Below are 25,053 nucleotides of genomic sequence, written 5' to 3' on the forward strand. Positions count from 1 at the left end.
TTATTTATCGTATTGTGTGATTACAGCTTTTCAAAATTTTATCACAATCCTTTTAATTTTGCCCCTATTTTTCAATAAGATTTAAATCATAACCTTATAAAAAAATAGAATGTTTCCTCTTTTTTTTAAACGTTCAATTCTATATGATCTATTTTTAAAGCTCCATTATACAGTATAATTGGTAAATTTTCCGAAACTGACAACTGTGACAAATTCGCAACAAATAAACCCAATAAACTAACAAAACAACAATAAAATATTGAAAAAATTAACACATACTCAATGATTTTAAATAAAAAATATTGCACAGGAATTTTAAATATTATAAATTCATCATCTTAAATTAAAAAAATTGATTATGAAAAAATTATTCATTGGTATTCTTGCCTTAGGATTTCTATCATCCTGTAACAGTGACAATGTTTCGAATCAGTCTGAAGAAGAAGCGGCACCTTCAACAGTCTCAAATTTAGTAAAAAGAGGATGTCCTTCAGAAGAAATCCGACAGGCAGCATTAAACAGCAACCCTGAGCTGAGACAGAGATTTGCCAAAATTGAAGCCAATACAGAAAGATTTTCCGAAGATCTTAAACTGGGAAAAGTTCTGGCTGATGGAACAGTGGAAATACCTGTAATTGTAAATGTTTTATACAGAACCGCTGCCGAAAATATTTCAGATGCACAAATCCAGTCTCAAATTAATACTCTAAATGCTGATTACTCTGCAACCAACAGCGACATCAATAATATTCCTGCCGAATTTACTTCTGTAGCAGCAGGCAATACAGGGGTTAAGTTCCGTTTGGTAACCGTTAATAGAAAATCAACTACTGTAAGAAGCTGGAGAACCAATGATGCAATGAAAAAAACATCTTCTAAAGGAATAGACGCCACAAACCCTACAAATTATCTAAACATCTGGGTAGTTGGAGATATGGGAGGCATACTTGGCTACGCAACATTCCCTGAATCTGCAGGACTTTGGAATGACGGTGTGGTAATTGCTGCCAAATATTTTGGAAACACATCCAATGCTCCGTATAATTTAGGAAGAACAGCCACTCATGAAGTGGGACATTATCTTAATTTAAGACACATCTGGGGAGATGCTAACTGCGGAAACGATTTGGTTGCAGATACTCCTACACAAACCGGCGCAAACTACGGAAAACCGACATATCCTTTGTATAATACCTGTACAGGAGTTCAGAGATCTGTAATGTTTATGAATTACATGGATTATGTGGATGATGCAGCTATGTTTATGTTCTCTGCAGGACAAAAAACAAGAATGCAGTCTGTGGTAGCTTCTTCCGGAGCAAGATCAGGATTAAGAGTTTACTAAACTTTCAATATACACAAAAAAAAAAGACTGTCTTTCGGGACAGTCTCTTCTTTATTAGGTAATGTACTGAAAAATAGTTGGTGAAATTCAGGATATATTTTAATAAATTATGGATGTTAATCCGAAGAGGACAAAAGCACTGGTGGAGATCAACTTTTCAGCAATAGGATTAATGTTCAAAACGATAGTTTTAAGGTGAGGTTTCCCTCACCTTTTCGTTTATTATCGGATGAACCTTATGGCTAAAAAAACTCTATTTTTCGTTAGAAAAATAAATATACCATTTGATGAAATTGATTCGGTTTTTCAATGTGAGACCTCTGTGCAGGTCGAGATGATTTTTTAAATGGCTGAAATATCCCTCAATACCATTGGTTGTTTTAGGAATATTGGGATTTTCCAGATAATGAAACATATTGGGCAATGCCCGTTTTATAGTAAAATACGATCGTCTGAGAAGCTTGTGGGTATACCAGTATCTTTCGGTTTCAAGATTAATTGTTTTTTCATTAATATAATCCTGATGTCTCAAATACCAGTCGTTGAGTTCATTTTTCCACCAGATTTTATCGTTTTGTGTTTTAATTTTCAGTAATAATAAAACGTGTTTTCGAAGTTCCTGACCGGCAATGTGTTTAGGAAACTTTGTGAGCCAGATCAGGCACATTCTCTGAATATGAACCAGACATCTCTGAGTAATGATGTCTCCATCAGATTTATTTATGGCTTTCAAAACGCTTTTATGTCCATCTGTAGTAATGCTTTCCAGCTTTACGCCCAGCCGTAAAAGATTGTTTAAATCTTCCCTGATTTCTTCATAATGTTCTCCATCGGTAAAACGGATAAGCTGTGTATATCCATCAAAATCATCCTGATAAGCAATTAAACAGAACTGAGCAAAATAAGTTGCATCCATTCTTAAATTCACCTTTTCCCGTTTGATGATCTTTAAGGTAGGAGACTGCTCTAAAATGGTATAAAATGTTTTCTGCAAAGTATCTTTCGAATAACCGCTGTCTCTGCAAAGCGTTTTGTAGGTCTGCCTTTCCAATACCCATTTTTTGAACCAGATAAAACGATTTTTAATTCTCTGCTCCGTTCTGTTTTGAGTAAATAAAATCCCGCAATTTTTACATTTAAATCTTTGCTTTCCCCCTTGTTTTCCCCAACGAATTACCTCCAGGCTTGAACAAGACCAACAACGTTTTTTTGCCATTTTTCAGACAAAGAAAAAGTTTTATGAAACACGTTTCATAAAACTTCCTCCAAGCAGCCTAACAATGAGGTTTTGATAGGATTCTACCAACTATTTTTCAGTATTATGCCCTTTATTATAAATTTTTCGAATTATCTTTTGGTGTGTAATCCATAAAAATACCTCCGTCAAGATTTACCGATTTTACTTTTTTGGTAATCGGAACTGTAAGCATTGTTTTTTTCTGATCCTTTTCCCAAACCGATGGCGAAAAATGAAGCTTCTCTACACTTCCGTCTTCATATCCGATCTCTGCATCAAAAGGGATGGCAAAACCGCCCACATTATCCACATTTACCGTTAGAAGATCATTCATCTGAGATGCTGAAGACACTTTCAGGTCAATATAATTATTCGTGTAAAACCAGTTATTAAAGAACCAGTTCAGATTTTTTCCCGAACCCGTATTCATAGAATTAAAATAATCCCACGGAATCGGATGCTTTCCGTTCCAGTTGTTCATATAATGATGCAGTGCTTTTTTAAACAGATCATCTCCCAGATAATCTTTTAAAGCCAGATAAGACAAGGATGCTTTTACATAAGAATTGTTTCCGTACCCCGCTCCGCTTACCTGAGTACTCATCGTAATAATCGGCTGATCCTGTTCCGCAGAAGGATCATTGATCCATCTTTTTACCCTGAAATTTTTATAAAATTCTTTGGCTTTTGCTTCACCGTTTTCATCAATTCCGATTAAATATTCCAAAGTTGTTGCCCAGCCTTCATCCATAAAAGCATAACGCGTTTCATTGATGCCCATGTAAAAAGGAAAATAGGTATGTGCAATTTCGTGATCCGCCGTTAATCTCGCATCCTGAAAATCATCCGGAATACTGGTATCGTTAATCATCATCGGATATTCCATGTCTGCAAACCCCTGAATTGCCGTCATAGCATTGTAAGGATATTCCACTCCGGGCCAGTTTTTAGAAAACCAGTCGAGATTATACTGCATCCATTCCACATAATGTTCAAAATCCTTTGCATCTGCTTTGTAACCCGCCTGAACACTTGCTCTTTTCGTTTTAAGCTGTACACTTGCCGCATCCCAAACGTAATGACTGCTTAATGCAAAACAGAAATCGGTGATATGACTGGCTTTAAATTTCCACGTATTCCATTTATTCTGCTTTGTCACTTTTCCGGACTTCATTTCGTGTTCTGTCGCAACGTGAATAACTTTGTCGCTTTTTAACGAAGACTTATATCTTTTCAGATATTCTGGCTGAAGAACGGCATCGGGATTCAGGAAATCTCCGGTTGCCCAGACAACATAATTTTTGGGAGCAGTAATCGCAAAACTGTAATCGTTGAAATCATTATAAAACTCCTGTCTGTCGGAGTGCGGAAGCATATCCCATCCATTATAATCATCGTAAACAGAAACTCTTGGGAAAGAGTAGGCTACATAAAAAGTTTCAGGATCAATCTGCCCTTCTCTTCCGCTTTCTACAGATAAAGGATATTCCCATTCTATTTTAATTTCAGCTTTTGCTTTGGATTTTAAGGCTGAATTCAGCTTTACTTTTTCAACTGTTCCCCAATTTTCGCTGTTCACATTATATTTTTCACCGTTTACGATAAATGATTTAATATGCAGACCGGAAGAAAGAAAATCTTTGGAAACAACACCCGATCGCGGAGCCTGTGGTTTATGAAGATTATTAACAAATCTTATGGCAAGATCATTCAGATCATTTGGGCTGTTGTTGGTATAGACGATGGTTTCCTTTCCCGAAACCACCTTAGAATTGGCATCTACCTTTACCTCAACATTATAAATCCCTTTATTCTGCCAGTAATTTTTACCCGGAGCGCCCGACAGATCACGGGTTCCGTTTTCGTATGCTTTTTTAATATTTCTCGGCATATACAATTCCTGCGCGGAAAATTGCCATGAAACTAAAAACAATACACCCAAAACAAGCTTTTTCATTAAAATCTTTTTATAATAAGTATTTTATTTAACATAAAAGTAACAAAAAACGGCAATATAATTATTACCGTTTGTATTATTTTTTGATCGCTTACAATTAAGCAGAAATCATTTATTATCTTAAATATTTGACTGAAGCCATTTTAAAACATTAAATCTACCAAAACCGGAAAGTGATCCGATGGATACAGCAGATTTTCTCTTCTGTCGTTGATGTGTCTGTGAGATTTGATCTTAAATCCTTTGACGAAAATATAATCAATTCTGTCCTGCGGAATTTCATTTACATTGAAACCGGTAAAAGTTCCTTTCGGGCCGTAATGTTTTGTTTCTGAATGATAAAAACTGTCTTTCATATTCTGCGACATAATTTTTATCGGCTCCGAATCTTCCGTTAAATTAAAATCTCCGCTCACAGTTACCGGCAGATTTTTAGGATTGATTTCTTTGATCTTCTTTAAAATTAATTCTGAAGATTTCACTCTTGCTATATTTCCGATGTGATCGAAATGAAGATTCAGTGCCATGAATTCTTTTTTAGATTTTTTATCCCTGAAAACAGCGTAGGTACAGATTCTGTTCAACGCTGCGTCCCACCCTTTTGATGGTTTTTCAGGAGTTTCCGAAAGCCAGAAGGTATCCGATTTTAAAACCTGCAATCTGTCTGTATCATAAAAAATAGCCGAAAATTCGCCTTTCTCTTTTCCGTCGTCTCTTCCCACTCCTACATAATCATAGTTTTTCAATCCGTTTTTTATATCTTTCATCTGCTCCGGCAATGCTTCCTGAACGCCGAAATAATCGGGATGATAATACGTAAGGAGATCTGCAACATCCTGTTTCCTGTTCGTCCACGAATTTTCTTTATCCGAATCTACATTCAGTCTGATATTAAAACTCATCACCTTAAGATTCTGCGAAAATCCCAATGCAAAAACCATCAGGAATACGATTGAAAATCTGTAATTCATAATCATCTATTTTAAGTAACAAAAGTAAGGCTTATTCCTTAGAACTGCCTCTAGAATTAGGCATTTTAATATTAAATTCAATTTAAAAACAAAAAACTCCGGAGTATTTTCCGAAGTTTTGATTTATTATTTATTGATTATCCGTTATTAATCAAACTGCTTTTTTTAACGCAAAGACTCGCAAAGATTCTTTATATACTAACTGTTTTTAAGTTCGCAAAGGCGTTTCACTCAGCGAAGAACCCAAAGATTTTCCAATTATGGCAAATTACGGACAATCATATATTATTTAAATTGAACCATTAAGATGGAGTTAAGGAGTTAAGAATATCTAAGTTTCTAATTTTTAAGATTTAAAAAAATGATTTTTCTTGATAAAGCTTATTCTCTCAATTTAAACTTAATGGCTCAAAAGATTAAAATTATTCTTTATTAAATTTAAATTCTTTTCCGCCCCGCTTCAAGGTAAATGATTTTTTATCCTGACTGAAGGTTAAAGAAATCTGTGCCATTTCCAGACTGAACGTATTGTTCCCGGTATATTCCAGAGGAAATTCCGGTTGTCCTGTTGCCTGAGCAAAAAGCTGGTCGTTTTTCTCTGTAAATACAATTTTCATCGGAAGATCCTTGCTTCCGAAAGTTCCTGTAAATTCTTTAAAATTTACTTTTTCCATAGGTTTTGCATCAGCAGAACTCCATGTATTATTTTTAGAATCTACATCCGGAATTTCTGAATTCGGATCCAGTTTCACCTGATCGATTTCTTTGGTAGAATTAATTCTGAATGTCCATTCCGTATTTCTTTTCCAGACCTCGATCGGCAGTTTTACCATCTGCTGTGTTCCGTCTTTAAATTTAACCTGAACGTTGGTCGGCATTGGTAACTGTCCGATATTTTCAACCGTGATCTGGGCTCCGTTTTTAAAGTCTCCGTTAACGTATTTTACATTTTTAATGCCCTGATCGATCTTCCATTTGTTGATGAACCAGCCTCTCCAGAACCAGTTCAGCTCTTCACCTGAAACGTTTTCCATCGTGTGGAAAAAATCCCAAGGGGTAGGATGTTTGAAAGCCCATCTTTCAACATAGGTTCTGAATGCTTTATCGAATTTTTCAGGTCCTAAAATAGATTCTCGTAAGATTTGAAGTCCCATTCCCGGTTTGAAATACGCCAAAGATCCGATGCTGTTTTCTTTCATATTGTCCGGACCTACCATGATGGGTTCTAAACCGTCATTCATAATATATCCGCTCATCTGCGCAATATTTTTCTTCTGGAAATACTCTCCTTTGTTGAAAGCTTCCGTAGAAAGTTCGTTGATGAATGTATTGAATCCTTCATCCATCCATGCAAACAATCTTTCGTTGGAACCCACAATCATCGGGAACCAGTTGTGTCCGAATTCGTGATCGGTAACACCCCAAAGATCGCCGCCTTTGGAATCCATATGGCAGAAAACAATTCCCGGATATTCCATTCCGCCTTCGTTTCCTGCTACGTTCGTTGCAGCCGGATACGTGTATTCGTACCATTTTGCAGAGTAATGCTCAATCGCCGCTTTTGTGTATTCTGTAGATCTGCTCCATGCCTCTTTCCCTACACTTTCCACAGGATAAGCAGAAATTGCTAAAGATTTTTTTCCGCTCGGAAGGTTAATTTTGGCCGCATCCAGAATAAATGCCGGAGACGAAGCCCATGCAAAATCTCTTGCCTGATTGATTTTAAATTTCCATGTTTTTGTTCCTGTTGAATTGTTTTTTCCTAATTCAGATTCAGAACGGATCATCACTGTTTTATCGCTGTTCTTTGCCTGATCCCATCGGCTGATTTCTTCTTTGGAATAGACTTCTTTCGAATTCAGCAATTCTCCTGAAGCCACCACATAATGATTGGCAGGAACGGTAATGTTTGCGGTAATATCTCCATATTCCAGATAAAATTCCGAAGCACCAAGATAAGGCAGTGTATTCCATCCCATGACATCATCATACACACACATTCTCGGATACCATTGCGCAATCGTAAAGATCTTTCCGTTTTTCGTATCCTGAATTCCCATTCTGTCGGAACCGTATTTTGGAGAAAGGAAAGAATATTCAATCTTAATTTTTGCGACTCCTCCCAGAGCTTTCAGTTCGGCAGGAAGATCGATCTGCATTCTGGTATCGGTAATCGTATATTTTACATCCTTTCCGTCCAGTTTTACGGATTTTATTTTGTAACCGCCGTCAAATTCCTCACCGTGCGCTCCGTTTCGGCTTCCCGAAGTCGGTACGACGGCATTTCCTCTTGAATCTTTTGCAAATAAATTCTGGTCGAGCTGCAGCCATAAAAAACCTAATTTATCAGGACTGTTGTTTGTATAAGTGATTTCCGCAGTTCCTGTAAGTTCGTTTTTGGCTTCATTAAGGCTTACATCGAGATTGTAACTTGCCGAATTTTGCCAGTACGCGTGTCCCGGCTGTCCGCTTGCGGATCTTGTAGGCGTACCTGTCTGTGTATAGAAAAATGGTTTAAAAGCTTCTACGTAGCTGTATTTCGGGGCTTCCTGAGCCAAAGCAGACTGTGAAAAGAACATCACGGCAAGCGCAGAAACAAGAGTTGGAATTTTGAAGTTCATATTACTATTTTTAATTTAACAAAGTAAACAAAAATAAGACTTCTCCGGACAGAAAAGTCTGATGTCTTCATTTATCTTGTTAAATTTCTTTGTCTTCTTCCACAGAAAGAAAATACTGCTCAAAATCTTTATCTGAAACTGGCTTTTCGCTTTCGAGTTTTACAACTCCTATGGTTTTATAGTGAGCAGACAATTTTACATTTTTTTTTTCAGTTCTTTTTCAAGCTGTCTGATATCTGTATCTTGTTTGAGAACGGCTAAATAGGTTTTCATCATTATATCTGTATAAGTCCGTTTCCGATGTCTCTGTATTTCAAACCTTCGATGGGTTTTGCCTTCATTTCTACGAGTTCCCAGATTTCTTTTGCCGATTTTTCGGGAAACTGTTCCATATATAAAGCAATAAGCCCTGAAACATGCGGGGTTGCCATGCTTGTTCCGCTCATTGCGTAATAATTGCTGTTTTTATTCTTAGAATTTTTGGGATAAGAACTGATGATATCGACTCCGGGAGCGCAGATATTGACGTTTCCTCCGGTTGAAGGATTTAAGCCTGCATTGGAAAATTTAGCTACTTTCATTTGTCCATCAATTGCTCCGACTGCCATTACCGACATGGAGTTTGCAGGCATGGAAACAGGTTTGGGAACAGCGGGTCTGTTACTGTCGTTTCCTGCGGCTGCAATAATGATGCAGTTGTTTTCCAAAGCTCTTGCTCCTATGGTTTCAAAAAGCGGAGAAGGCGCTTCATTCAGCAGAACGGGAGAAGCGAGTGAAAGGGACAGAATTCTGAATTTCTTTGTAATTGCCCAGTCTATGGCATCAATAACGCTGCTTGTGGTTCCTTTTCCTGCATCGGAAAGCACTTTTGCAATTTTTAAATTAGCCTCTTTTGCGATTCCGTATCTTTTTCCGTTATCCAGCCGAATGTTTCCTGTCGCAACTCCTGCACAGTGGGTTCCATGACCGTTGGGATCACGGCTCCAGTCTTCTCCGGCAATGAAGGATTTGCCTTCTATGTTTCTTCCGAAAAAATCGGGATGAGAAAGTTCGAGACCTGTATCCAGAATACAGATATCAACACCTTTTCCCGTGTATAATGAATTTCCGAGACCCAAAGCTTTGAGTCCCCATTCCATTTCCACTAAAGGTTTCTGCGGTAACGGTTTATTTATAATGTATTTTTCCAGCTCGGTGATTTTGTCGGCAATCTCTGCGGACTGTTTTTTCAGTTCACTGATGATCGACAGTTCATCCGCCGAAAAAAAATCTCTTTCTTTTTCAAAATAAACGATCGGGTTAGAATCGTTTTTCACAGCGCTTTTCAACTGTGCTTCATCCATATTTTCAACCACAAGAACCCCCAGATTTTTGTAGAGAACTCCGTTATCTTCATCAATAACATCATAGGCTCGGTTTTCTGCGGAAAGAAATTCTGATGAGGTAATGTTTACATCAAATTCATTTTCAATTTTTTTGAGGGAGTTTTTATGCTGATCTTCGAGAACAACAATGTATCTTTCATTTTCCATGGGTTTTGTTTTTAAATCTATTATTCGCCTTTTAATTTTAATACAAAGGGCACTAAGTTTTTTTTACAACTAATTGCTTTTAAGGCTCACAAAGGTGTTTGGCTACGTTGAATCTTCGATTTCACTTAAATTAAGAAACACAGAGATTTTAAATTATTACAGATTAGTTTAATTTTAAAAGAACTTTTTCAAGAAGCAGGTAAATGTCTTCCGAAATCATCTGTAATCTGAGTTTTTTATTAATTCCGGCAATCTGAGTGTTTTGTTTGATTAAAGAATTCCAGAAGTCTTCAATTTTAGGAACATTGGCGAGACTTTTCACGATTTCGTCGTTCAGTATTCCGTTTTGATAGAGAGAAACAATTAATCCTGATAAAATTTCTTCTGCTTCATCCAGTTTTTTATGCTCTTTGGTGTACATTTCCATTAAAAATTTGTGGACACTTTCCATTGCGCTGAATGAAAATCCCCAAGTCAGCTCACGTTTTCCCGAAGCTATTTTTTCCATCTGAACAGGATTAAATCCTCTTTTTACAGTGGAAATCATGTTCATAACCTTTAAAACTTCGGATTCGTACGTAGTATTTCCTTTTGTTTTCAGGTAATCTAAAAATTCATAGAGAAATTCTTCAAACTGTGCATCAAAATCGAAAGACTTCGACAGATAAAACTCCTGAACTTTATTAAAATGCTCAAGCAATCCCTGAATTTTCTGTATCGTATGATGAACGAGTTCCTGCATTACTCAAAAATTATCTGTTCGACTTCTTTGCCGTCTTTGTCTTTAAAAGAGACGATTCTGATTCCTTCGTCTTCCATTTCCACATGAAGATTGACGAAAAGCTTGTCTTTATCTTCCGCAGAGTTGGTATTGGGATCGATGTAGATGTTATTGATTTTAGAATTCACGAGGCTGAATCTGTTCAGCAAAGCATTACTAAAAATTTCTTTCAGCTCATTCACTTCCTCTTCGCCGTTTCCCTCCTGCACGCGGAAAATTCCGGAATTTAAACTTTTAACATTCTGTCTGAGATCAACTTTAAGCAATTCCACAGAAGGTTTTTTACCAAATTTCTGGTCTCCGGTTTCAAGTGTTTTAAAAAGACTGGTAAATTCTTTGGTCTGAAGCTGTTTTTTGCTAATCTCCGTCATGTTGAGGTTTTTCTCTTTATTGACAAGGCGGATTTTTTTGTTAACATCTTCCACAAGCTGATCTTCGCTGTACTTGAAATTGTACTTCGAATCTGCATCAATATCTGTAATCTTGATGGGAATATCCATCTTTACACTCGGAAGCGAATATCTTGGAACTTTAAAAAACTTTAAATACTCGTGTTTAGCATATTCTTTTGCGATCATTACCGCATTTTCGTCTGCTTTTTTACGAGCCTGAATTATCTCATTGTTGAGATAATCCAGGTAATCTGATAATTTAATCATTTCTCGTAAAGGGTTTTTATTGTGCAAGTAATCCTAAAACTTTTTCCAATCCTGCAGGCATTTCGTCGTTGGTTGCTCTTACTTTTACGCCCAGAGAATATTCTTTTTCCACTTTAATTCCTGTGGCTGAAGTTCTTTTGTAAGAAACATCCACTTTAAACTTCACCGGTCCGAAACCTCCTGAAGCTCCTGCGCTGATCCCGAATTCATCGCTTACATCTTTGGTGTAAGTAGAATTTAATTTTACATTGAAATCCACTTCGCAGGTCTCAATTCTGAAGCTCGGAACATTTAGTAATGCAATGAAAGGAACTGAAATTTCAACATCGTTCATAGTTTCTTTCGGGTTGGTAGAACTTTCGGGTTCTGCCGGATCAAAATCAGGGTTTGGCCCCATTTTTTTGTACTTGAATTCCGCCATACGAAGTTTACTGTCACTTCCATCCTGTTCGAATCCTACTTCTTTGATGAAATTTACTGTGCTGATTGATGCATTCGACTGTGCTTTTACACACGCATCCAACGGACCTCCGATGATGGTTGCAAAATCAATGCTTCCCAATTCTGCTGCAAAATCTGCACTTTCAGCTCCTGAAGTTTTGAAAACCTGATCATCTGCCGCCATTCTTCCTGCCATCATTTTCATGATTTCTGAAGAAACGGCTGCGAAAGATTTTTCCCACTTCTCATCGTAATTTTTCTTGAAGTCTTCAATAATGCTTACCAATTCTTTGTTGGAAAGAGAAGAAAGCTCGGAAGTTTCAATACCCGATACTTTTTCGTAGACTGCGGGACTTAAAGATTTTTCCAGTCCTGTTAATAAATCAATTAATTCACTTTTTGTTTTCTTGGTGTGGTTCGCTTCCAACACCGACTTTAATGTTTCCATGTTTGGTTGTTTAGGTTATTAAAAATTGATACTGCAAATTTATAGTCGTGTGTGATGAGATATCTCAGTAATTCACCTAAATTTCAACCGTAAAATCACCCAAATAAAAAAAGTAGATTCCCCATTGAGAATCTACTTTTTTGCTTTGTTTAAAGGGGTTTGAAAATTTTAAACAACAAAAGATATTAACAATTTAGTTATCTTGAGTTGATTGTATTTATGCAAAAAAACCACGTAAGTTTTTAAAAATCTTCGATTGTACTATATCTGATTTTTAAATATTTTAAACTTTATGTAGAATTTTTAACGCAAAGTCTTATTTTAATACATTATATATAAGTGAGCAAAGATTAATCAACGAGCTGATTTACCGAAGCTCTGTTTTTCAAGCTTCGTGAAGCAAATTTTATTTGCCTTTGCCTTCTAAAAATAATATGCTTTCAAAAAAAATCTTTGCGTTACATTAAAATCAATTTGATTTTTTAGCTTTAATCATAGCTTCCAGCGCATCCCACATTTCCTGCGGAATATCTTCCAACATGTTAAATTCGCCTGCTCCCTGCAACCATTCTCCGCCGTCGATGGTTACGACTTCACCATTCATATAAGCGGAATAATCTGAAACTAAGTAAGCCGCAAGATTTGCCAGTTCCTGATGTTCTCCTACTCTTCTTAAAGGAACTTTCTTTCTCATATCAAATTTTTCCTGCAGATTTCCCGGAAGCAATCTGTCCCATGCTCCTTTTGTAGGAAAAGGTCCCGGAGCAATGGCATTGAAACGGATTCCGTATTTTGCCCATTCCACCGCCAAAGATCTCGTCATTGCCAAAACACCCGCTTTTGCGCAAGCCGAAGGAACGACATAAGCAGAACCTGTCCATGCATAAGTCGTTACGATATTCAACACCGTTCCCGAAGTTTTGGAATCGATCCAGTGTTTTCCAACGGAAAGGGTACAGTTTTTTGTTCCTTTTAATACAATATCCAGAATAGAGTCAAAAGCAGAATGGGTGAGTCTTTCTGTAGGAGAAATGAAGTTTCCGGCAGCATTATTAAGAAGGATATCAATTTTCCCGAATTCTTTTAGTGTTGCTTCTTTCATGGCTTCTACCTCATCCCAGTTTCTTACGTCACATGCAACACAAAGAACTTTTCCGCCTGTTTCTTCTTCCAGTTCTTTTGCAGTTCCCTGTAATTTTTCGAGATTTCTGGACGTGATGACTACTTTTGCGCCTAACTCGAGAAAATATCTGGTCATTGCTTTTCCGAGACCGCTCCCTCCTCCTGTTACAATGGCTACTTTATCTTTTAAAGCTCCTTCACGAAGCATCGGCTGTGTATAAAGACTCATAATTTAGTTATTTAATAGATGAGTAAATTTAATATAAATATTTATTTCCGCAGCGTAAAAAGCTATGCAGGATATAGAATGCAGAAAAAAGCAGATTCAGCCTACCACAAAATCAATAACGAAACATTTTCAATGTTTACTAAATTTAATCTCTATAATTTTATTAAAACATTATATTTAATTCATTAAAATTGTACATTTGTTCAAAATAAAGCATAATTATGCCAAGTCTTACTCCTAAAACTACTGTGCTGGGATTTTCGAATGCTTATCATCTTCTCAGACGCACTACTTACAACATTACGAAAGCAAAGATTCTGGATTTTGCGACCAAAACTCCGCAACAGGCACTGACAGAATTATTTACTTTCAGCAATCCGGTTCCGCCTTCTCCGCTTAATAACGTGGGTGAAACGATTGTTCCCACGGCTGCAAATCCTACGATTACCGATACACAAAGTACGGCAAACAGTGTGAGGAATGATCTTTACTGGTGGCTTTACAGTGCTTTGAAGGATTCTTCTGCACAACATAAAATTGCTTATTTTCTTCATATCCTTTTTGTAACGGATGATAACGCTTCTTTCTGGACGAATTACGATTATAAGGAACTTCTAAGATTTCACGCTGGCGGAAGTCTTAAAGAACTGGCATTCAGAATAACACAAAATCCGAGAATGCTTATTTTCCTGAACAACAATGTGAATCTGAGCACAAGTCCCAATCAAAATTACGCTAGAGAATTTCTGGAATTGTTTACGATTTTAAAAGGACCGCAGATTGCTACGGGAAACTATACCAATTATACGGAAACAGATGTACAACAGGCAGCAAGAGTTTTAACAGGATTCTCCCTTACTTCATCGGTACATCTGGATAAAACAGCAAGACTTAATTCTCTGGATCCGGTAACGAATATTCCGACAGGTCAGGTAAAAGTTAACACGCACGATACTGGAACCAAAACTTTTTCGTCCGCGTTTGGAAATCAGGCAATTTCCGGAGGAAATACAGACGCAACGATTAAAGCTGAGCTTCAGAATTTCATCAACATGATTTTTAATCAGGATGAAACGGCAAAAGCATACTGCAGAAGAATGTATCGCTATTTTGTAGGAAGATTAATTACTCCTGAAATAGAAAACGGCATCATTGTTCCTCTGGCAGCATCTCTTAAAGCAGACAATTACAACATTATCCCTGCGCTTACCACTCTTCTGAAAAGTAAACATTTTTATGATGAAGAAGACAGCATCACAGGAGATCAGACCATTGGAAACATGGTAAGAAATCCGGTAGAGCTGTATCTTCATATGTTTTCGCTTCTCAGCCTTCAGGTTCCAATGTATGAAGTAAATCCTTCTGCAATACACAGCCTCATGGGCGTAGTTGGTAATTTCTCTTCCAATATGGGAATGCCAGTCTTCAATCCGCAATCGGTAAACGGATATGCAGGATATTACAGCAGCCCGAATTATGATAAAAACTGGATTACCACTTCATCCCTGAGAATTCGTTATAACAATACAATAGATTATTTCATCAACGGTCTTACTTACAACGGCTTTACATTTAAACTGAATAATGCATCCTTCGTAAAAGACAGCGGCTATTTTTCAAACCCGGGAAATGCAAATACGCTGATAACAGAATTTCTCCAGATGATGTTTGTGGAAGTTCCGGACGGCACACGCTACGATTATTTTAAAAGTGTTTTCCTAAGCAATCTAAGTCCTATAAACTGGCAGAACGAATGGAATAATTACATTAATACAGGAAATTCCAATAATGTAAAAATCCCGATAGACAGGCTGGTAAAAGCCATCATTAAATCTCCTGAATTCCAAACAATTTAAGACCATGAACAGAAAAGATTTTTTAAAATTAATATCTCTTGCAGGTGTGGGAGCACCATTTTATCTCAACGGAATGCCTTCGAGGTTTATGAATCAGTTTTTGGATTTTCAGCTTAACTGTGATACGGTTAATGACCGTTCTCTGGTTATTTTAAGACTTGCAGGAGCAAATGACGGCCTTAATACAGTAATCCCGATCAGCCAGTACAGTACGTATGCAGCTCTGCGTCCCAACATAAAAATTGCCAGTTCAGGAACCGGAAGCTATATTCCGTTAGACAGTACGGTATCTTCCGGCAAACTTGTAGGACTTAATCCTTCCATGACGGGTTTCAAAAGTTTATATGATTCAGGCAAATTGCTTTTAATGAACGGAGTTGGCTATCCGAACCCGAATTATTCGCATTTCCGGTCAGAAAATCTTATGTTTGCGGGAAAAGACGGTACAGCAAGTAATGATCTGCTCGACGGTATTTTCGGAAGATATCTCGGCGCATTGTATCCGGGACTTGCCGGAAATCCTACGACCCTGAATCCTGATCCGCTCGCCATACAAATGGGAAACCTCAACCCATGTCTGTTTTATGAACATACGACTGAGAAAAATATCGAATACAACGTGACCGGATTTCAATCGAGTGTTTTCAGCAATTTAAACTTAATGAATTCTGAGTATAATGATCTTCTCAACTATATAAAAGGAGTCGCCACGAGTATGGATGCGTATTATGACCGCGTGATGCAGGTTTTCAACGCCGGAAACAATTCCACGACTACTTATCCTAATTCGTCTTTGGGAAAACAACTGAAAACAGTGGCAAGAATGATTAAAGGAGGCAGCAAGACCAAGATTTTCCAGGTGAATTTAAGCGGATTCGATACCCATGTGAGTCAGGTACAAACCGGAAGTACGCATTTGGGAACCCACGCGAATCTATTAGCAGATATTTCCAATTCTGTTGCCGCTTTTCAGGCAGATATTCAGCAGTTGGGCATTGCAGATAAAATAATGACGGTGACTTTCAGTGAATTTGGAAGACAGGTTCGCGAAAACGGAAGTGTGGGAACCGATCATGGAGATCTTGCTCCGTTTTTTGTGGTAGGAAACGCTGCTGCCGCAGGAATTTTGGGAGATCATCCTGTGTTTACCAACCAGACAAGTTATTACTACAACCAAAATCAAAGAAGATATGATTACCGGCAGATTTTCGCTTCTCTTCTTCAGGATTGGCTTGGCGCAAGTACGAGTCTGATGATTACTTCGGAACTGGATTATTACGTTACAGGAAATCAGAAAGTGGATGTGATTAAAAATTCTCAAAAAGCGAATGCAGTATGCTCAACTTTGGGAGCATCGAATGTTGTTTCCGATAAAGGAATTAAGATTTATCCGATTCCGGCAAGCCAGTTTGTGTATGTGGAATTTGACAACAGAACATCCGGAAATATAAAATATCAGTTAATGGATATGAGCGGAAGAGTGATTTACAGTTCGTCAGAAAAACCAATATCCAACCGTATTGAAATTAATGTTTCGGGAATTCCTGAAGGAAATTATTTGTTGAAAATTAATACAGATTCTGAAGAAATGAGCAGAAAAATTATTGTTTCGCACCGTTAGAAGTTGAGCCTGTTCAAACTTTTTATTTAACCACAAAAGGTACAAAAGATGACTAAACTTTTATTTAAAGCTGATCATTATAAATGAAAAAGTTCACAATAGTTTTTAAAAATCTTTGATTTTTATTCTTTTGAGCGCTTTGAATATTATTGAAATTAGCTTTAACGCTTTAACATTGTCTTTTGCGACTTTTGTGGTTAATTCTGAAATTAGTTTAAACAGATTTTAAATCAAAAACAGCCCGACAATTTCTGTCGGGCTGTTTTTATATTGAACAAGATTAAATTTATTCAGATTAAGAAGCAACAACTGTACCTTTAAAAGAAAGGGTCTTTGGAGTTTTGCTGTCGCTTGTGGTAACGTTCACTGTTTTCATGAAAGGACCCGCTGCAGCAGCGTTGTAGCTAGCTTCTACAAATCCTTTTTTACCCGGAAGAATAGGCGTTTTTGTATAATCCGCTGTTGTACATCCGCAAGAAGGCGCTACATTTTCGATAATGATAGGCTTCTTCGAAGTATTTGTAAATTCGAATCTGATGGTTTTTGGTTTTCCCTGAGGAATATTTCCAACATCAATAGATTCTGATTTCCATGTAACGTCTGCAAGAATTCTTACAACCGGATTATTATCTGTCGGAAGTGTATTTGCAAAAAACGGAGAAAATGCCAAAACTGCTAATAATGCTGAAATTTTTAAATTTTTCATGAGTATAAATTTTAATAATTAAAAAGAACCGATTTATTTTTGTTTTCACAAATGTAAGATGAATATTTATATTAATCCTGTTAACCGGTCTCAAACATTTGTTAATAAGTTGTTAATGATCAGAAATTAATAGATATTTTTGGATATTATTGTTCCTGTAAAATGGAAATAAAGAAACTCAATATTATTATAACGCTTGGTTTTGTTGCTATTATCGGAATTCTGATAGCACAGCTTTTATGGACACGACAGGCTTATAATCTTGAAGACAAGAAATTCAATCAGACCGTAAACATTGCTTTACTGGAAGTGGTTGAAAAACTTTCCGGCGGAAAAACGTCCTTTACTGAAAGTCCGGTTCAGAACATTTCCAATGATTATTATGTGGTAAACATTAACAATGAATTTCATCCTGAAGTTCTGGAACATTACCTGAAAACTGAATTTACACGTTTTCAAATTAATACCGATTATGTTTACGCATTGTACAATTGCCACAGCGATCAGATGATCTACGGAAAATTCGTATCCAAACATCAGGAAAGCCCGAATGAAAAAGTGATTAAATTTCCGAAGCATAAAAATCTGGTGTATTATTTTTCCATCCGTTTTCCGGATAAAACCACGTATCTCATCAGTTCGTTACGTTTCTGGTATCTTCTCACTTTTGCCCTGATTATCATTCTTCTGGTATATGTGTATTCTATTTATACCATTATTCAGCAGAAAAAATTCTCAGAACTGCAAAGGGATTTCATCAATAATATGACGCATGAATTCAAAACGCCTCTTTCGTCGATATTGCTGGCTTCAGAAGCTTTAACCAAGCAGGAACAGATCAAGGAAAATCCTAAATTACAAACGTATACTTCCATCATCACGGATCAGAGCCATAAACTGAATAGTCATATTGAAAAAATTCTGAATATTGCCAAAAATGATGCTTCAGGATTGTCTCTGAAACCGCAAAGAATTATTTTAAAGCCTTTCATTCAGGAAATTGCAGAAACCGTGAAACAGAAGAATGAAAATATTTCAATTGAATTATCTATTGATGAAAGTGCTTCCGTTGTAGCCGATGAATTTCATTTCAGCAATATCATTTACAATATTCTGGACAATTCCATAAAATACTGTGAAACCCAGCCACACATTATTATTTCTTCTTTAAATGACACAAAAGGTTTATATTTAAAGTTCAAAGACAACGGAATCGGGATTCCTGCGAAAAATCTTCCTCATATTTTTGATAAATTTTACAGGGTAAACACTTCAAAAAGCGATGAGGTAAATGGTTTCGGACTGGGACTTTTTTATGTAAAAAAGGTTGTACAACAGCATAACTGGAAGATTTCTGTTGAAAATAATAATGATAAAGGAATTACCACTACCCTGTTTTTGCCATTGTAAAGAATATGTGTAATCATGGAAAAATCTAAAATTCTCTACGCCGAAGACGACAAAACCATTGCTTTCCTCATTCAGGACAGTCTGGAAAATCATTATGATATTTCCTGCTATTCTGACGGAAAATCGGCTTTGGATGCTTTTAACAGAGAATGTTTCGACATCTGTCTTTTAGATATTATGATGCCGGAAATGAACGGTTTTGAGGTCGCACAAAATATCAGAGAAAAAGATGCTGAAATTCCTATTATTTTTATTTCTGCCAAAGCACTAAAAGAAGACAGAATTAAAGGATTGAAAATAGGAGCCGATGATTATCTGGTAAAACCTTTCAGCATTGAAGAGCTTATTCTTAAAATTGAAGTCTTCCTGAGAAGATCTAAGAAAAAAGAATCTTCGCCACAAAAATACAGAGTCGGAAACTATGATTTTGATCCGAACAATTACACCTTACACAATTCTGACAATAAAGTAACACTTACTCAGAGAGAATCTGAACTGTTGTTATTTTTTATCCGTAATAAAAATACCGTTCTCAAAAGACAGGATATTCTGAAGGCGGTTTGGGGCGATGATGATTATTTTATGGGAAGAAGCCTTGATGTTTTTATTTCAAGACTGCGAAAAGTTTTTTCCGATGAAGAAAATATTTCCATTGAGAATCTTCATGGGATTGGTTTTCGCTTTTCTGAGAAATGATTTTTTTGTCTTTTGTTAATCGTAAAGGCACAAATTTTAATTTAAAATAAACGTTTTATTTAAAATTTAAAATCTTCTTTAATTTTTCGTTTATGCGTCTTTCCCCACTGCGAAAGTGCAATAATAACGGGTTTCAGGGTTCTGCTGTAATCTGTTGAGATATATTCTACGATAACCGGAGTCTGCTCTGCGTGCACTACTCTCTTTACAAAACCATTCAGTTCGAGATCTTTTAATTCGTTTGAAAGAACCCTTGCCGAAATTCCGGGGATATTTCTCTGCAGATCGTTGAATCTTATATTCCCTTTATCCTGCAAGACAATAATGATTTTCAGTTTCCATTTTCCGCCGATTACATAGATTGCGTCTTCAACGGCGGAAAGATTTTCTGAACAGGCCTGCGCTGTAGCAGGACCTTCAAATTCGAGTGTATTTTCCATAAAACAGATGGTAACTAACCCAAAAGTTACCGCTAACCTTTTGTATACTGCTAACTTTTGATAAGCAAATGTACATAATTTTGCTAAAGAAATTTTAACATTTTAATAATGAAAAATATACTTCATATCATCTCAAGTCCGAGAGCTGAACTGTCGGCAAGCAGAAAACTGGGAAATGCCGTTGTAGAGAAAATTAAGGCAAAATACACAGATGCTGTTATAAAAGAACGCGATCTTGCTAAAGACCATGTTCCGTTTCTGGAAGAAAAACACATTAATACATTTTTTTCTCCGGCAGAAAACTATTCTGAAGAGCAATCTGAAATGAGCAGATATTCAGAAGGACTGATTGCGGAGTTACAGGAAGCAGACATCATTGTTGTTGATTCCCCTATGTATAATCTTTCTGTTCCGGCAACTTTAAGAGCTTATTTTGATTTCACTTCGCGGGCAGGATATACTTTTAAATACAGTGAAAATGGACCTCAGGGTTTACTGCAAAACAAAAAACTGTACATTGCTTTTACATCCGGAAATATTTATTCCGAAGGTCCATATCAGATTTTTGACTCTAATGTTCCTTATGTAAAGAATATTTTTAGTTTTTACGGAGTTTCGGACGTGAGTGTAGTGCGTGCTGAAGGCTTATCTATTCCCGAAATTATGGAAACTTCTTTGGAAAAAGCAATTGAGGGTATTCGTATTGACTAATTTTTAACGACTGTTAGTAAATTGATCCTTGTTGAGGTTTTGAGCTTTAACAAGGATTTTTTTTGTTATCAAGTTTCGGCTAAAGCCATTTTCCGTTTTAAAATGGAAAAAGCGGACTAAAGTCCGCTCCTATTGATATCGTTCTATTTTATATTTATCACTCAACTTCAAAAAGCAAACGCTCCCCGAATTTCTGTTCATTGATTTTTCCGTTTTCGTAAACCAGATTTCCATTGACAAAAGTGTGGGTGACTTTAGAATGGAAATTCATCCCTTCCAACGGGCTCCAGCCGCATTTGTAAAGAATATTGTCTTTTTCCACCGTCCAGTTTTCGTTTAAATCAACCAAAACAAGATCTGCTTTATACCCTTCTCTTATGAAACCTCTTTTTTCAATTCTGAATAAAATGGCAGGGTTATGAGCCATTTTCTCAACAATTCTTTCTAAAGAAATTTTTCCGTTTTTGTAATTTTCCAACATTACAACCAAAGAATGCTGTACCAAAGGTGCTCCGGAAGGACATTTTGTATACACATTCTGTTTTTCTTCCCAAGTGTGAGGTGCATGATCCGTTGCAATCACATCAATTCTGTCATCCAGTAACGCTTCCCAGAGTCCGTCTTTGTCTTTTTGCGTTTTTACAGCAGGATTCCATTTGATCAGTCCACCTTTGGTTTCATAATCTTCATTGGTGAATGTTAAATGATGAACACAAACTTCCGCCGTGATTTTTTTATCTTTTAGAGGAATATCATTTCTGAAAAGTTCTGTTTCCTTCGCAGTCGATAAATGGAAAACATGAAGCCTTGCTCCTGTTTTCTTTGCTAATTCGATTGCTTTGGATGAAGATTTATAACAGGCTTCCTCACTTCTGATTAAATGATGAAATTTCACAGGAATATCTTCTCCATATTCATCCAGATATTTCTGAGTATTTGCTTTAATTGTTGCTTCATCTTCACAATGAACGGCAATCAGCATTTTTGTATTGCTAAAGATTTTTTCTAAAGTTTCAGGATTGTCAACCAGCATATTTCCGGTGGAGGAACCTAAAAACAATTTAATTCCGGGAACATTTCTTGGATTGGTTTTTAAAACTTCTTCCAGATTATCATTGGTTCCGCCCATCATAAAACCGTAATTGGCGTAAGATTTCTGAGAGGCAATTTCATATTTATCAGCCAACAACTCCTGTGTTACCGCATTCGGAACGGTATTGGGCTGTTCGATAAAACTGGTTGTTCCTCCTGCAATGGCTGCTCTGGATTCTGTTTCAATATCGCCTTTATGCGTTAATCCCGGTTCACGAAAATGCACCTGATCATCAATGACTCCCGGTAAAAGATATTTTCCCTCCCCATCAATAATCCGGTCTGCTTCTTCGGAAATTTGTGAATCTATTTTAGAAATTAAATCGTTATCCATTAAAACATCACCTTCAACGATCTTTCCTTCGTTAACGATTTTTACATTTTTGATTAAGGTTTTCATTTTTACTTTTTTTACAAATTAGAGATGGAGCTAAGCTGCCCACTTTGTCAAAGTTTAAAACTTTGACAAAGTTCTTCAAAATTAAGGTTTATGAATGAATTTTAATGCGGCTGATAAAAAATCAATTTCTAAATATTTACATTTGCATAAAAATTTCAGATTTTGAAAAAACTTCTTAACGAAACTATTATCTATGGAATCGGGGCGATTATGCCTAGGATAATTGTCGTACTGCTTAATTATCTGTTTATTAAAAATATCGACAATAGTGCTTTTGCCATTTTCACGAATCTTTATGCGCTGATTTCTTTCGTCAATATAGTCCTTTCGTTTGGTTTTGAAACCGCTTATTTCAGATTTTCCTCTGATAAAGATAATGAACAGAAGGTTTTCAACACCTCTTTTTGGTTTTTGACAGGTTTATCCTCTGTTTTTTTAATCTTGGTTTTATTATTTAATCAACCTATTGCAGATCTTTTTGATTATTCAAATACTCCGGAATTCATCAGATGGTTTGCATGGATTGCATTTTTCGACAACATTCTAGTTATTCCTCTGGCTTGGTTCAGATTTCATAACAGACCCATAAAATATACTGCAATCCGAGTAATTCAGGCTGTTTTTCAAAGTGCATTTGCAATTGCACTATTTCTTTATATACCTCAGGAATTTTCTTTGAAATTAGGCTTAAAAGAAAAAGTTTCTTATCCTTTTTACAGTAACCTTGCTGCAAGCTTTTTAGGGGTTCTGCTGGTTTTACCTGTAATTTTAAAAGTTAAATTTCAATTTTCAAAAGAGCTTTTTCTTCAGATGATCAAATATTCATGGCCGATTATGATTGCCGGTTTGGCGTTCATGGTAAATGAAAATTTTGATAAATTCATACAAAGATTTTTAATTGAAGATGGTGACGCAGGAGCTTATGGAGGATGCTACAAAATGGCTGTTTTAATGACGCTTTTCGTTACCGCTTACCGAATGGGAATTGAGCCGTTTTTCTTTAAACAAATGCAGAATGAAAACGCTAAACTTACATATGCAAAAGTGACGGAATATTTTTCTTTTTTTGCATCTGTCGTTGCTTTGGGAATCATCGCAAATGTTTCATGGATAAAACTTTTGCTGGTTCCGAACAGTTCTTACTGGATTGCCATAAATATTATTCCTATTATCGTTATTGCTAACTTATTTTTCGGAATTTATTATAATCTTTCGACTTGGTATAAAGTAACCGACCGGACAAGAGTCGGAACTTACATTTCATGGACAGGAGCAATTATTACCATTATTTTAAATTTTGCTTTTCTAAAAATCTATGGTTTCATGGTTTCAGCATGGGTAACTTTGGCAGCCTATTTTTCAATGATGGTTCTTTCGTATTGGTTAGGTCAAAAATACTATCCGATTCCTTACAGAATGAAGAAAATATCTTTTTTCATTGTGCTTTTGGCTTTATTTAGCTACATAATTGTTGAATTTTTTGACTACAATTTATGGATCGGAAATTTTTTATTCATCATTTACACCGGCATTTTAATCTATTCCGAAAAAGAAATGCTATTATCAAAAATCAAAAAATAACGGGCTCCGGATTTGCTTATAGCAGTTTCTGCATAACATCATACAAAAACATTGAAACTATTGGCAACAATACCACACTCAACGGTTTTATTGCTATCTTTATAAAAAATTAGAAATAACAAAAAAAACATATTTATATCATTTATGAAAATCATTGTTCCTATGGCTGGACGCGGTTCCAGATTACGTCCACATACACTGACTGTACCAAAACCTCTTATTCCGATCGCAGGAAAACCGATCGTACAGAGATTGGTGGAAGATATTGCTAAAGTTGCGGGAGAAACCATTGAAGAAGTAGCTTTTATCATCGGAGATTTTGGTCCTGAGATTGAAAAATCTCTTATTCAGATTGCCGAAAAACTGGGAGCAAAAGGAAGTATTTACTATCAGAATGATCCGCTTGGAACGGCTCATGCCATTAAATGTGCAGAACAGTCGATGACAGGAGATGTAGTAATTGCTTTCGCAGATACATTATTCCGAGCAGATTTTGTTTTAGATAAAAATTCAGATGGAGTGATCTGGGTAAAAAGTGTAGAAGATCCTTCTGCTTTCGGAGTGGTAAAACTGGATAACTACGGCTTCATTACAGATTTTGTGGAAAAACCTCAGACTTTCGTTTCGGATCTTGCGATTATCGGTATTTATTATTTCAACAGTGCCGAAAAACTGATGGATGAAATTAATTATATCATGAACAATGATATTAAAAACGGAGGTGAATATCAACTAACCACAGCATTGGAAAACCTAAGAACAAAAGGCGCAAAATTCACGCTTGGAAAAGTAAACGACTGGATGGATTGCGGAAACAAAAATGCGACCGTAGAAACCAACAGTAAAATTCTGGAATACGAAAGAGATGCAATGTCTCATTTTCCTGCTTCTGCTCAAATCGAAAACTCTTTAATTATTCAGCCTTGTTTTATCGGGGAAAATGTGAAAATTTCAAACTCAAAAGTGGGTCCCGGAGTTTCTTTAGGAAACAACACCATCATCGTTAATTCAAATATAGAAAATTCTCTGATTCAGGAAAATACAAGAATTAACCACGGAAATCTTTCCAATTCCATGATTGGTAATTCTGCACAGTATTTCGGTGTTGCAAGGGAAATTTCTTTAGGAGACTATTCGGTTCTGGATTTTTTATCTAAATAATTTTCCGAAAATATAAAATATTACCATAAATAAATT

The 25,053-nt window shown here is 36.3% G+C and carries 20 protein-coding genes; 8 read left to right on the plus strand and 12 right to left on the minus strand.

Annotated elements, in window-relative coordinates:
- Nucleotides 1–358: 358 nt before the first annotated feature.
- Nucleotides 359–1,345 carry a zinc metalloprotease gene (locus tag AC52CF_RS18350; RefSeq protein ID WP_214588431.1) on the plus strand — a complete coding sequence of 329 codons (987 nt, stop codon included), beginning with the start codon at nt 359–361 and terminating at the stop codon, nt 1,343–1,345.
- A 253-nt stretch (nt 1,346–1,598) separates the two neighbouring features.
- On the opposite strand, the gene AC52CF_RS18355 is transcribed toward AC52CF_RS18350, so the two are convergent.
- From AC52CF_RS18355 to AC52CF_RS18395, 9 genes are all read right to left on the minus strand, one after another.
- Nucleotides 1,599–2,561, minus strand: a complete 963-nt coding sequence (locus AC52CF_RS18355; protein WP_496517329.1) for an IS256 family transposase, variant Zn-binding type — start codon at nt 2,559–2,561, stop codon at nt 1,599–1,601.
- Between the two features lie 115 nt (nt 2,562–2,676).
- A complete protein-coding gene (locus AC52CF_RS18360; RefSeq protein ID WP_214588430.1) occupies nt 2,677–4,539 on the minus strand; it encodes a M1 family metallopeptidase in 1,863 nt (620 codons plus the stop codon).
- 143 nt (nt 4,540–4,682) lie between these two features.
- The gene (locus AC52CF_RS18365; protein WP_496517536.1) at nt 4,683–5,510 is read right to left on the minus strand and encodes an endonuclease/exonuclease/phosphatase family protein; all 828 of its coding nucleotides are present in this window, start codon (nt 5,508–5,510) and stop codon (nt 4,683–4,685) included.
- 422 nt (nt 5,511–5,932) lie between these two features.
- A complete protein-coding gene (locus AC52CF_RS18370; RefSeq protein ID WP_496517537.1) occupies nt 5,933–8,131 on the minus strand; it encodes a M1 family metallopeptidase in 2,199 nt (732 codons plus the stop codon).
- Between the two features lie 275 nt (nt 8,132–8,406).
- On the minus strand, nt 8,407–9,663 hold the full coding sequence (locus AC52CF_RS18375) for a S8 family peptidase (protein ID WP_496517538.1): 1,257 nt from the start codon (nt 9,661–9,663) through the stop codon (nt 8,407–8,409).
- A 163-nt stretch (nt 9,664–9,826) separates the two neighbouring features.
- A complete protein-coding gene (locus tag AC52CF_RS18380; protein WP_496517539.1) occupies nt 9,827–10,405 on the minus strand; it encodes a hypothetical protein in 579 nt (192 codons plus the stop codon).
- Entirely contained in the window at nt 10,405–11,103 is a 699-nt protein-coding gene (locus tag AC52CF_RS18385) for a hypothetical protein (RefSeq protein ID WP_496517540.1), read from the minus strand. The genes AC52CF_RS18380 and AC52CF_RS18385 overlap by 1 nt, the downstream gene beginning before the upstream one ends.
- A 16-nt stretch (nt 11,104–11,119) precedes the next feature.
- Nucleotides 11,120–11,992, minus strand: a complete 873-nt coding sequence (locus AC52CF_RS18390; RefSeq protein WP_271160310.1) for a DUF2589 domain-containing protein — start codon at nt 11,990–11,992, stop codon at nt 11,120–11,122.
- Nucleotides 11,993–12,461: 469 nt separating this feature from the next.
- Nucleotides 12,462–13,343: an SDR family oxidoreductase gene (locus tag AC52CF_RS18395; RefSeq protein ID WP_496517541.1), complete on the minus strand. Its 882-nt coding sequence runs from the start codon at nt 13,341–13,343 to the stop codon at nt 12,462–12,464.
- Nucleotides 13,344–13,564: 221 nt separating this feature from the next.
- Here AC52CF_RS18395 and AC52CF_RS18400 point away from each other — a divergent pair, with 221 nt between their 5' ends.
- Nucleotides 13,565–15,199, plus strand: a complete 1,635-nt coding sequence (locus AC52CF_RS18400) for a DUF1800 family protein (RefSeq protein WP_496517542.1) — start codon at nt 13,565–13,567, stop codon at nt 15,197–15,199.
- 4 nt (nt 15,200–15,203) lie between these two features.
- Nucleotides 15,204–16,820 (plus strand): DUF1501 domain-containing protein, encoded by a 1,617-nt coding sequence (locus AC52CF_RS18405; RefSeq protein WP_496517543.1) that lies wholly within the window; start codon nt 15,204–15,206, stop codon nt 16,818–16,820.
- A gap of 295 nt (nt 16,821–17,115) precedes the next feature.
- Here the strand turns inward: AC52CF_RS18405 and AC52CF_RS18410 are convergent, their stop codons facing one another.
- On the minus strand, nt 17,116–17,526 hold the full coding sequence (locus tag AC52CF_RS18410) for a DUF1573 domain-containing protein (protein ID WP_076395107.1): 411 nt from the start codon (nt 17,524–17,526) through the stop codon (nt 17,116–17,118).
- Between the two features lie 162 nt (nt 17,527–17,688).
- Between AC52CF_RS18410 and AC52CF_RS18415 the strand changes: the two genes are divergently transcribed.
- Nucleotides 17,689–18,936: a sensor histidine kinase gene (locus AC52CF_RS18415; RefSeq protein WP_496517544.1), complete on the plus strand. Its 1,248-nt coding sequence runs from the start codon at nt 17,689–17,691 to the stop codon at nt 18,934–18,936.
- 15 nt (nt 18,937–18,951) lie between these two features.
- On the plus strand, nt 18,952–19,632 hold the full coding sequence (locus AC52CF_RS18420; protein ID WP_496517545.1) for a response regulator transcription factor: 681 nt from the start codon (nt 18,952–18,954) through the stop codon (nt 19,630–19,632).
- Nucleotides 19,633–19,691: 59 nt separating this feature from the next.
- Here AC52CF_RS18420 and AC52CF_RS18425 read toward each other — a convergent pair whose 3' ends face one another.
- Nucleotides 19,692–20,072 carry a winged helix-turn-helix transcriptional regulator gene (locus tag AC52CF_RS18425; protein WP_214588416.1) on the minus strand — a complete coding sequence of 127 codons (381 nt, stop codon included), beginning with the start codon at nt 20,070–20,072 and terminating at the stop codon, nt 19,692–19,694.
- 108 nt (nt 20,073–20,180) lie between these two features.
- On the opposite strand from AC52CF_RS18425, the gene AC52CF_RS18430 reads away from it, so the two are divergent.
- Complete coding sequence (locus tag AC52CF_RS18430) at nt 20,181–20,783, plus strand: FMN-dependent NADH-azoreductase (RefSeq protein ID WP_375181008.1); 603 nt, start codon at nt 20,181–20,183, stop codon at nt 20,781–20,783.
- 157 nt (nt 20,784–20,940) lie between these two features.
- Here AC52CF_RS18430 and AC52CF_RS18435 read toward each other — a convergent pair whose 3' ends face one another.
- Nucleotides 20,941–22,275, minus strand: coding sequence for a dihydroorotase (locus AC52CF_RS18435; protein ID WP_214588414.1), 1,335 nt, complete (start codon nt 22,273–22,275; stop codon nt 20,941–20,943).
- Nucleotides 22,276–22,437: 162 nt separating this feature from the next.
- Here AC52CF_RS18435 and AC52CF_RS18440 point away from each other — a divergent pair, with 162 nt between their 5' ends.
- Nucleotides 22,438–23,856 (plus strand): lipopolysaccharide biosynthesis protein, encoded by a 1,419-nt coding sequence (locus tag AC52CF_RS18440; protein WP_214588413.1) that lies wholly within the window; start codon nt 22,438–22,440, stop codon nt 23,854–23,856.
- Nucleotides 23,857–24,000: 144 nt separating this feature from the next.
- The gene (locus AC52CF_RS18445) at nt 24,001–25,017 is read left to right on the plus strand and encodes a sugar phosphate nucleotidyltransferase (RefSeq protein ID WP_214588412.1); all 1,017 of its coding nucleotides are present in this window, start codon (nt 24,001–24,003) and stop codon (nt 25,015–25,017) included.
- Nucleotides 25,018–25,053 lie beyond the last annotated feature (36 nt).

It is taken from the genome of Chryseobacterium sp. 2P (assembly GCF_059579425.1).

Bases quoted from the DNA above. Each gene is read 5' to 3' on its own strand.
- AC52CF_RS18445 (WP_214588412.1), top strand. From the start codon at position 24,001: ATGAAAATCATTGTTCCTATGGCTGGACGCGGTTCCAGATTACGTCCA.
- AC52CF_RS18375 (WP_496517538.1), bottom strand. From the start codon at position 9,663: ATGGAAAATGAAAGATACATTGTTGTTCTCGAAGATCAGCATAAAAAC.
- AC52CF_RS18370 (WP_496517537.1), bottom strand. From the start codon at position 8,131: ATGAACTTCAAAATTCCAACTCTTGTTTCTGCGCTTGCCGTGATGTTC.
- AC52CF_RS18380 (WP_496517539.1), bottom strand. From the start codon at position 10,405: ATGCAGGAACTCGTTCATCATACGATACAGAAAATTCAGGGATTGCTT.
- AC52CF_RS18410 (WP_076395107.1), bottom strand. From the start codon at position 17,526: ATGAAAAATTTAAAAATTTCAGCATTATTAGCAGTTTTGGCATTTTCT.
- AC52CF_RS18350 (WP_214588431.1), top strand. From the start codon at position 359: ATGAAAAAATTATTCATTGGTATTCTTGCCTTAGGATTTCTATCATCC.
- AC52CF_RS18360 (WP_214588430.1), bottom strand. From the start codon at position 4,539: ATGAAAAAGCTTGTTTTGGGTGTATTGTTTTTAGTTTCATGGCAATTT.
- AC52CF_RS18385 (WP_496517540.1), bottom strand. From the start codon at position 11,103: ATGATTAAATTATCAGATTACCTGGATTATCTCAACAATGAGATAATT.
- AC52CF_RS18425 (WP_214588416.1), bottom strand. From the start codon at position 20,072: ATGGAAAATACACTCGAATTTGAAGGTCCTGCTACAGCGCAGGCCTGT.
- AC52CF_RS18435 (WP_214588414.1), bottom strand. From the start codon at position 22,275: ATGAAAACCTTAATCAAAAATGTAAAAATCGTTAACGAAGGAAAGATC.
- AC52CF_RS18365 (WP_496517536.1), bottom strand. From the start codon at position 5,510: ATGAATTACAGATTTTCAATCGTATTCCTGATGGTTTTTGCATTGGGA.
- AC52CF_RS18415 (WP_496517544.1), top strand. From the start codon at position 17,689: ATGGAAATAAAGAAACTCAATATTATTATAACGCTTGGTTTTGTTGCT.
- AC52CF_RS18395 (WP_496517541.1), bottom strand. From the start codon at position 13,343: ATGAGTCTTTATACACAGCCGATGCTTCGTGAAGGAGCTTTAAAAGAT.
- AC52CF_RS18430 (WP_375181008.1), top strand. From the start codon at position 20,181: ATGAAAAATATACTTCATATCATCTCAAGTCCGAGAGCTGAACTGTCG.
- AC52CF_RS18390 (WP_271160310.1), bottom strand. From the start codon at position 11,992: ATGGAAACATTAAAGTCGGTGTTGGAAGCGAACCACACCAAGAAAACA.
- AC52CF_RS18355 (WP_496517329.1), bottom strand. From the start codon at position 2,561: ATGGCAAAAAAACGTTGTTGGTCTTGTTCAAGCCTGGAGGTAATTCGT.
- AC52CF_RS18420 (WP_496517545.1), top strand. From the start codon at position 18,952: ATGGAAAAATCTAAAATTCTCTACGCCGAAGACGACAAAACCATTGCT.
- AC52CF_RS18405 (WP_496517543.1), top strand. From the start codon at position 15,204: ATGAACAGAAAAGATTTTTTAAAATTAATATCTCTTGCAGGTGTGGGA.
- AC52CF_RS18400 (WP_496517542.1), top strand. From the start codon at position 13,565: ATGCCAAGTCTTACTCCTAAAACTACTGTGCTGGGATTTTCGAATGCT.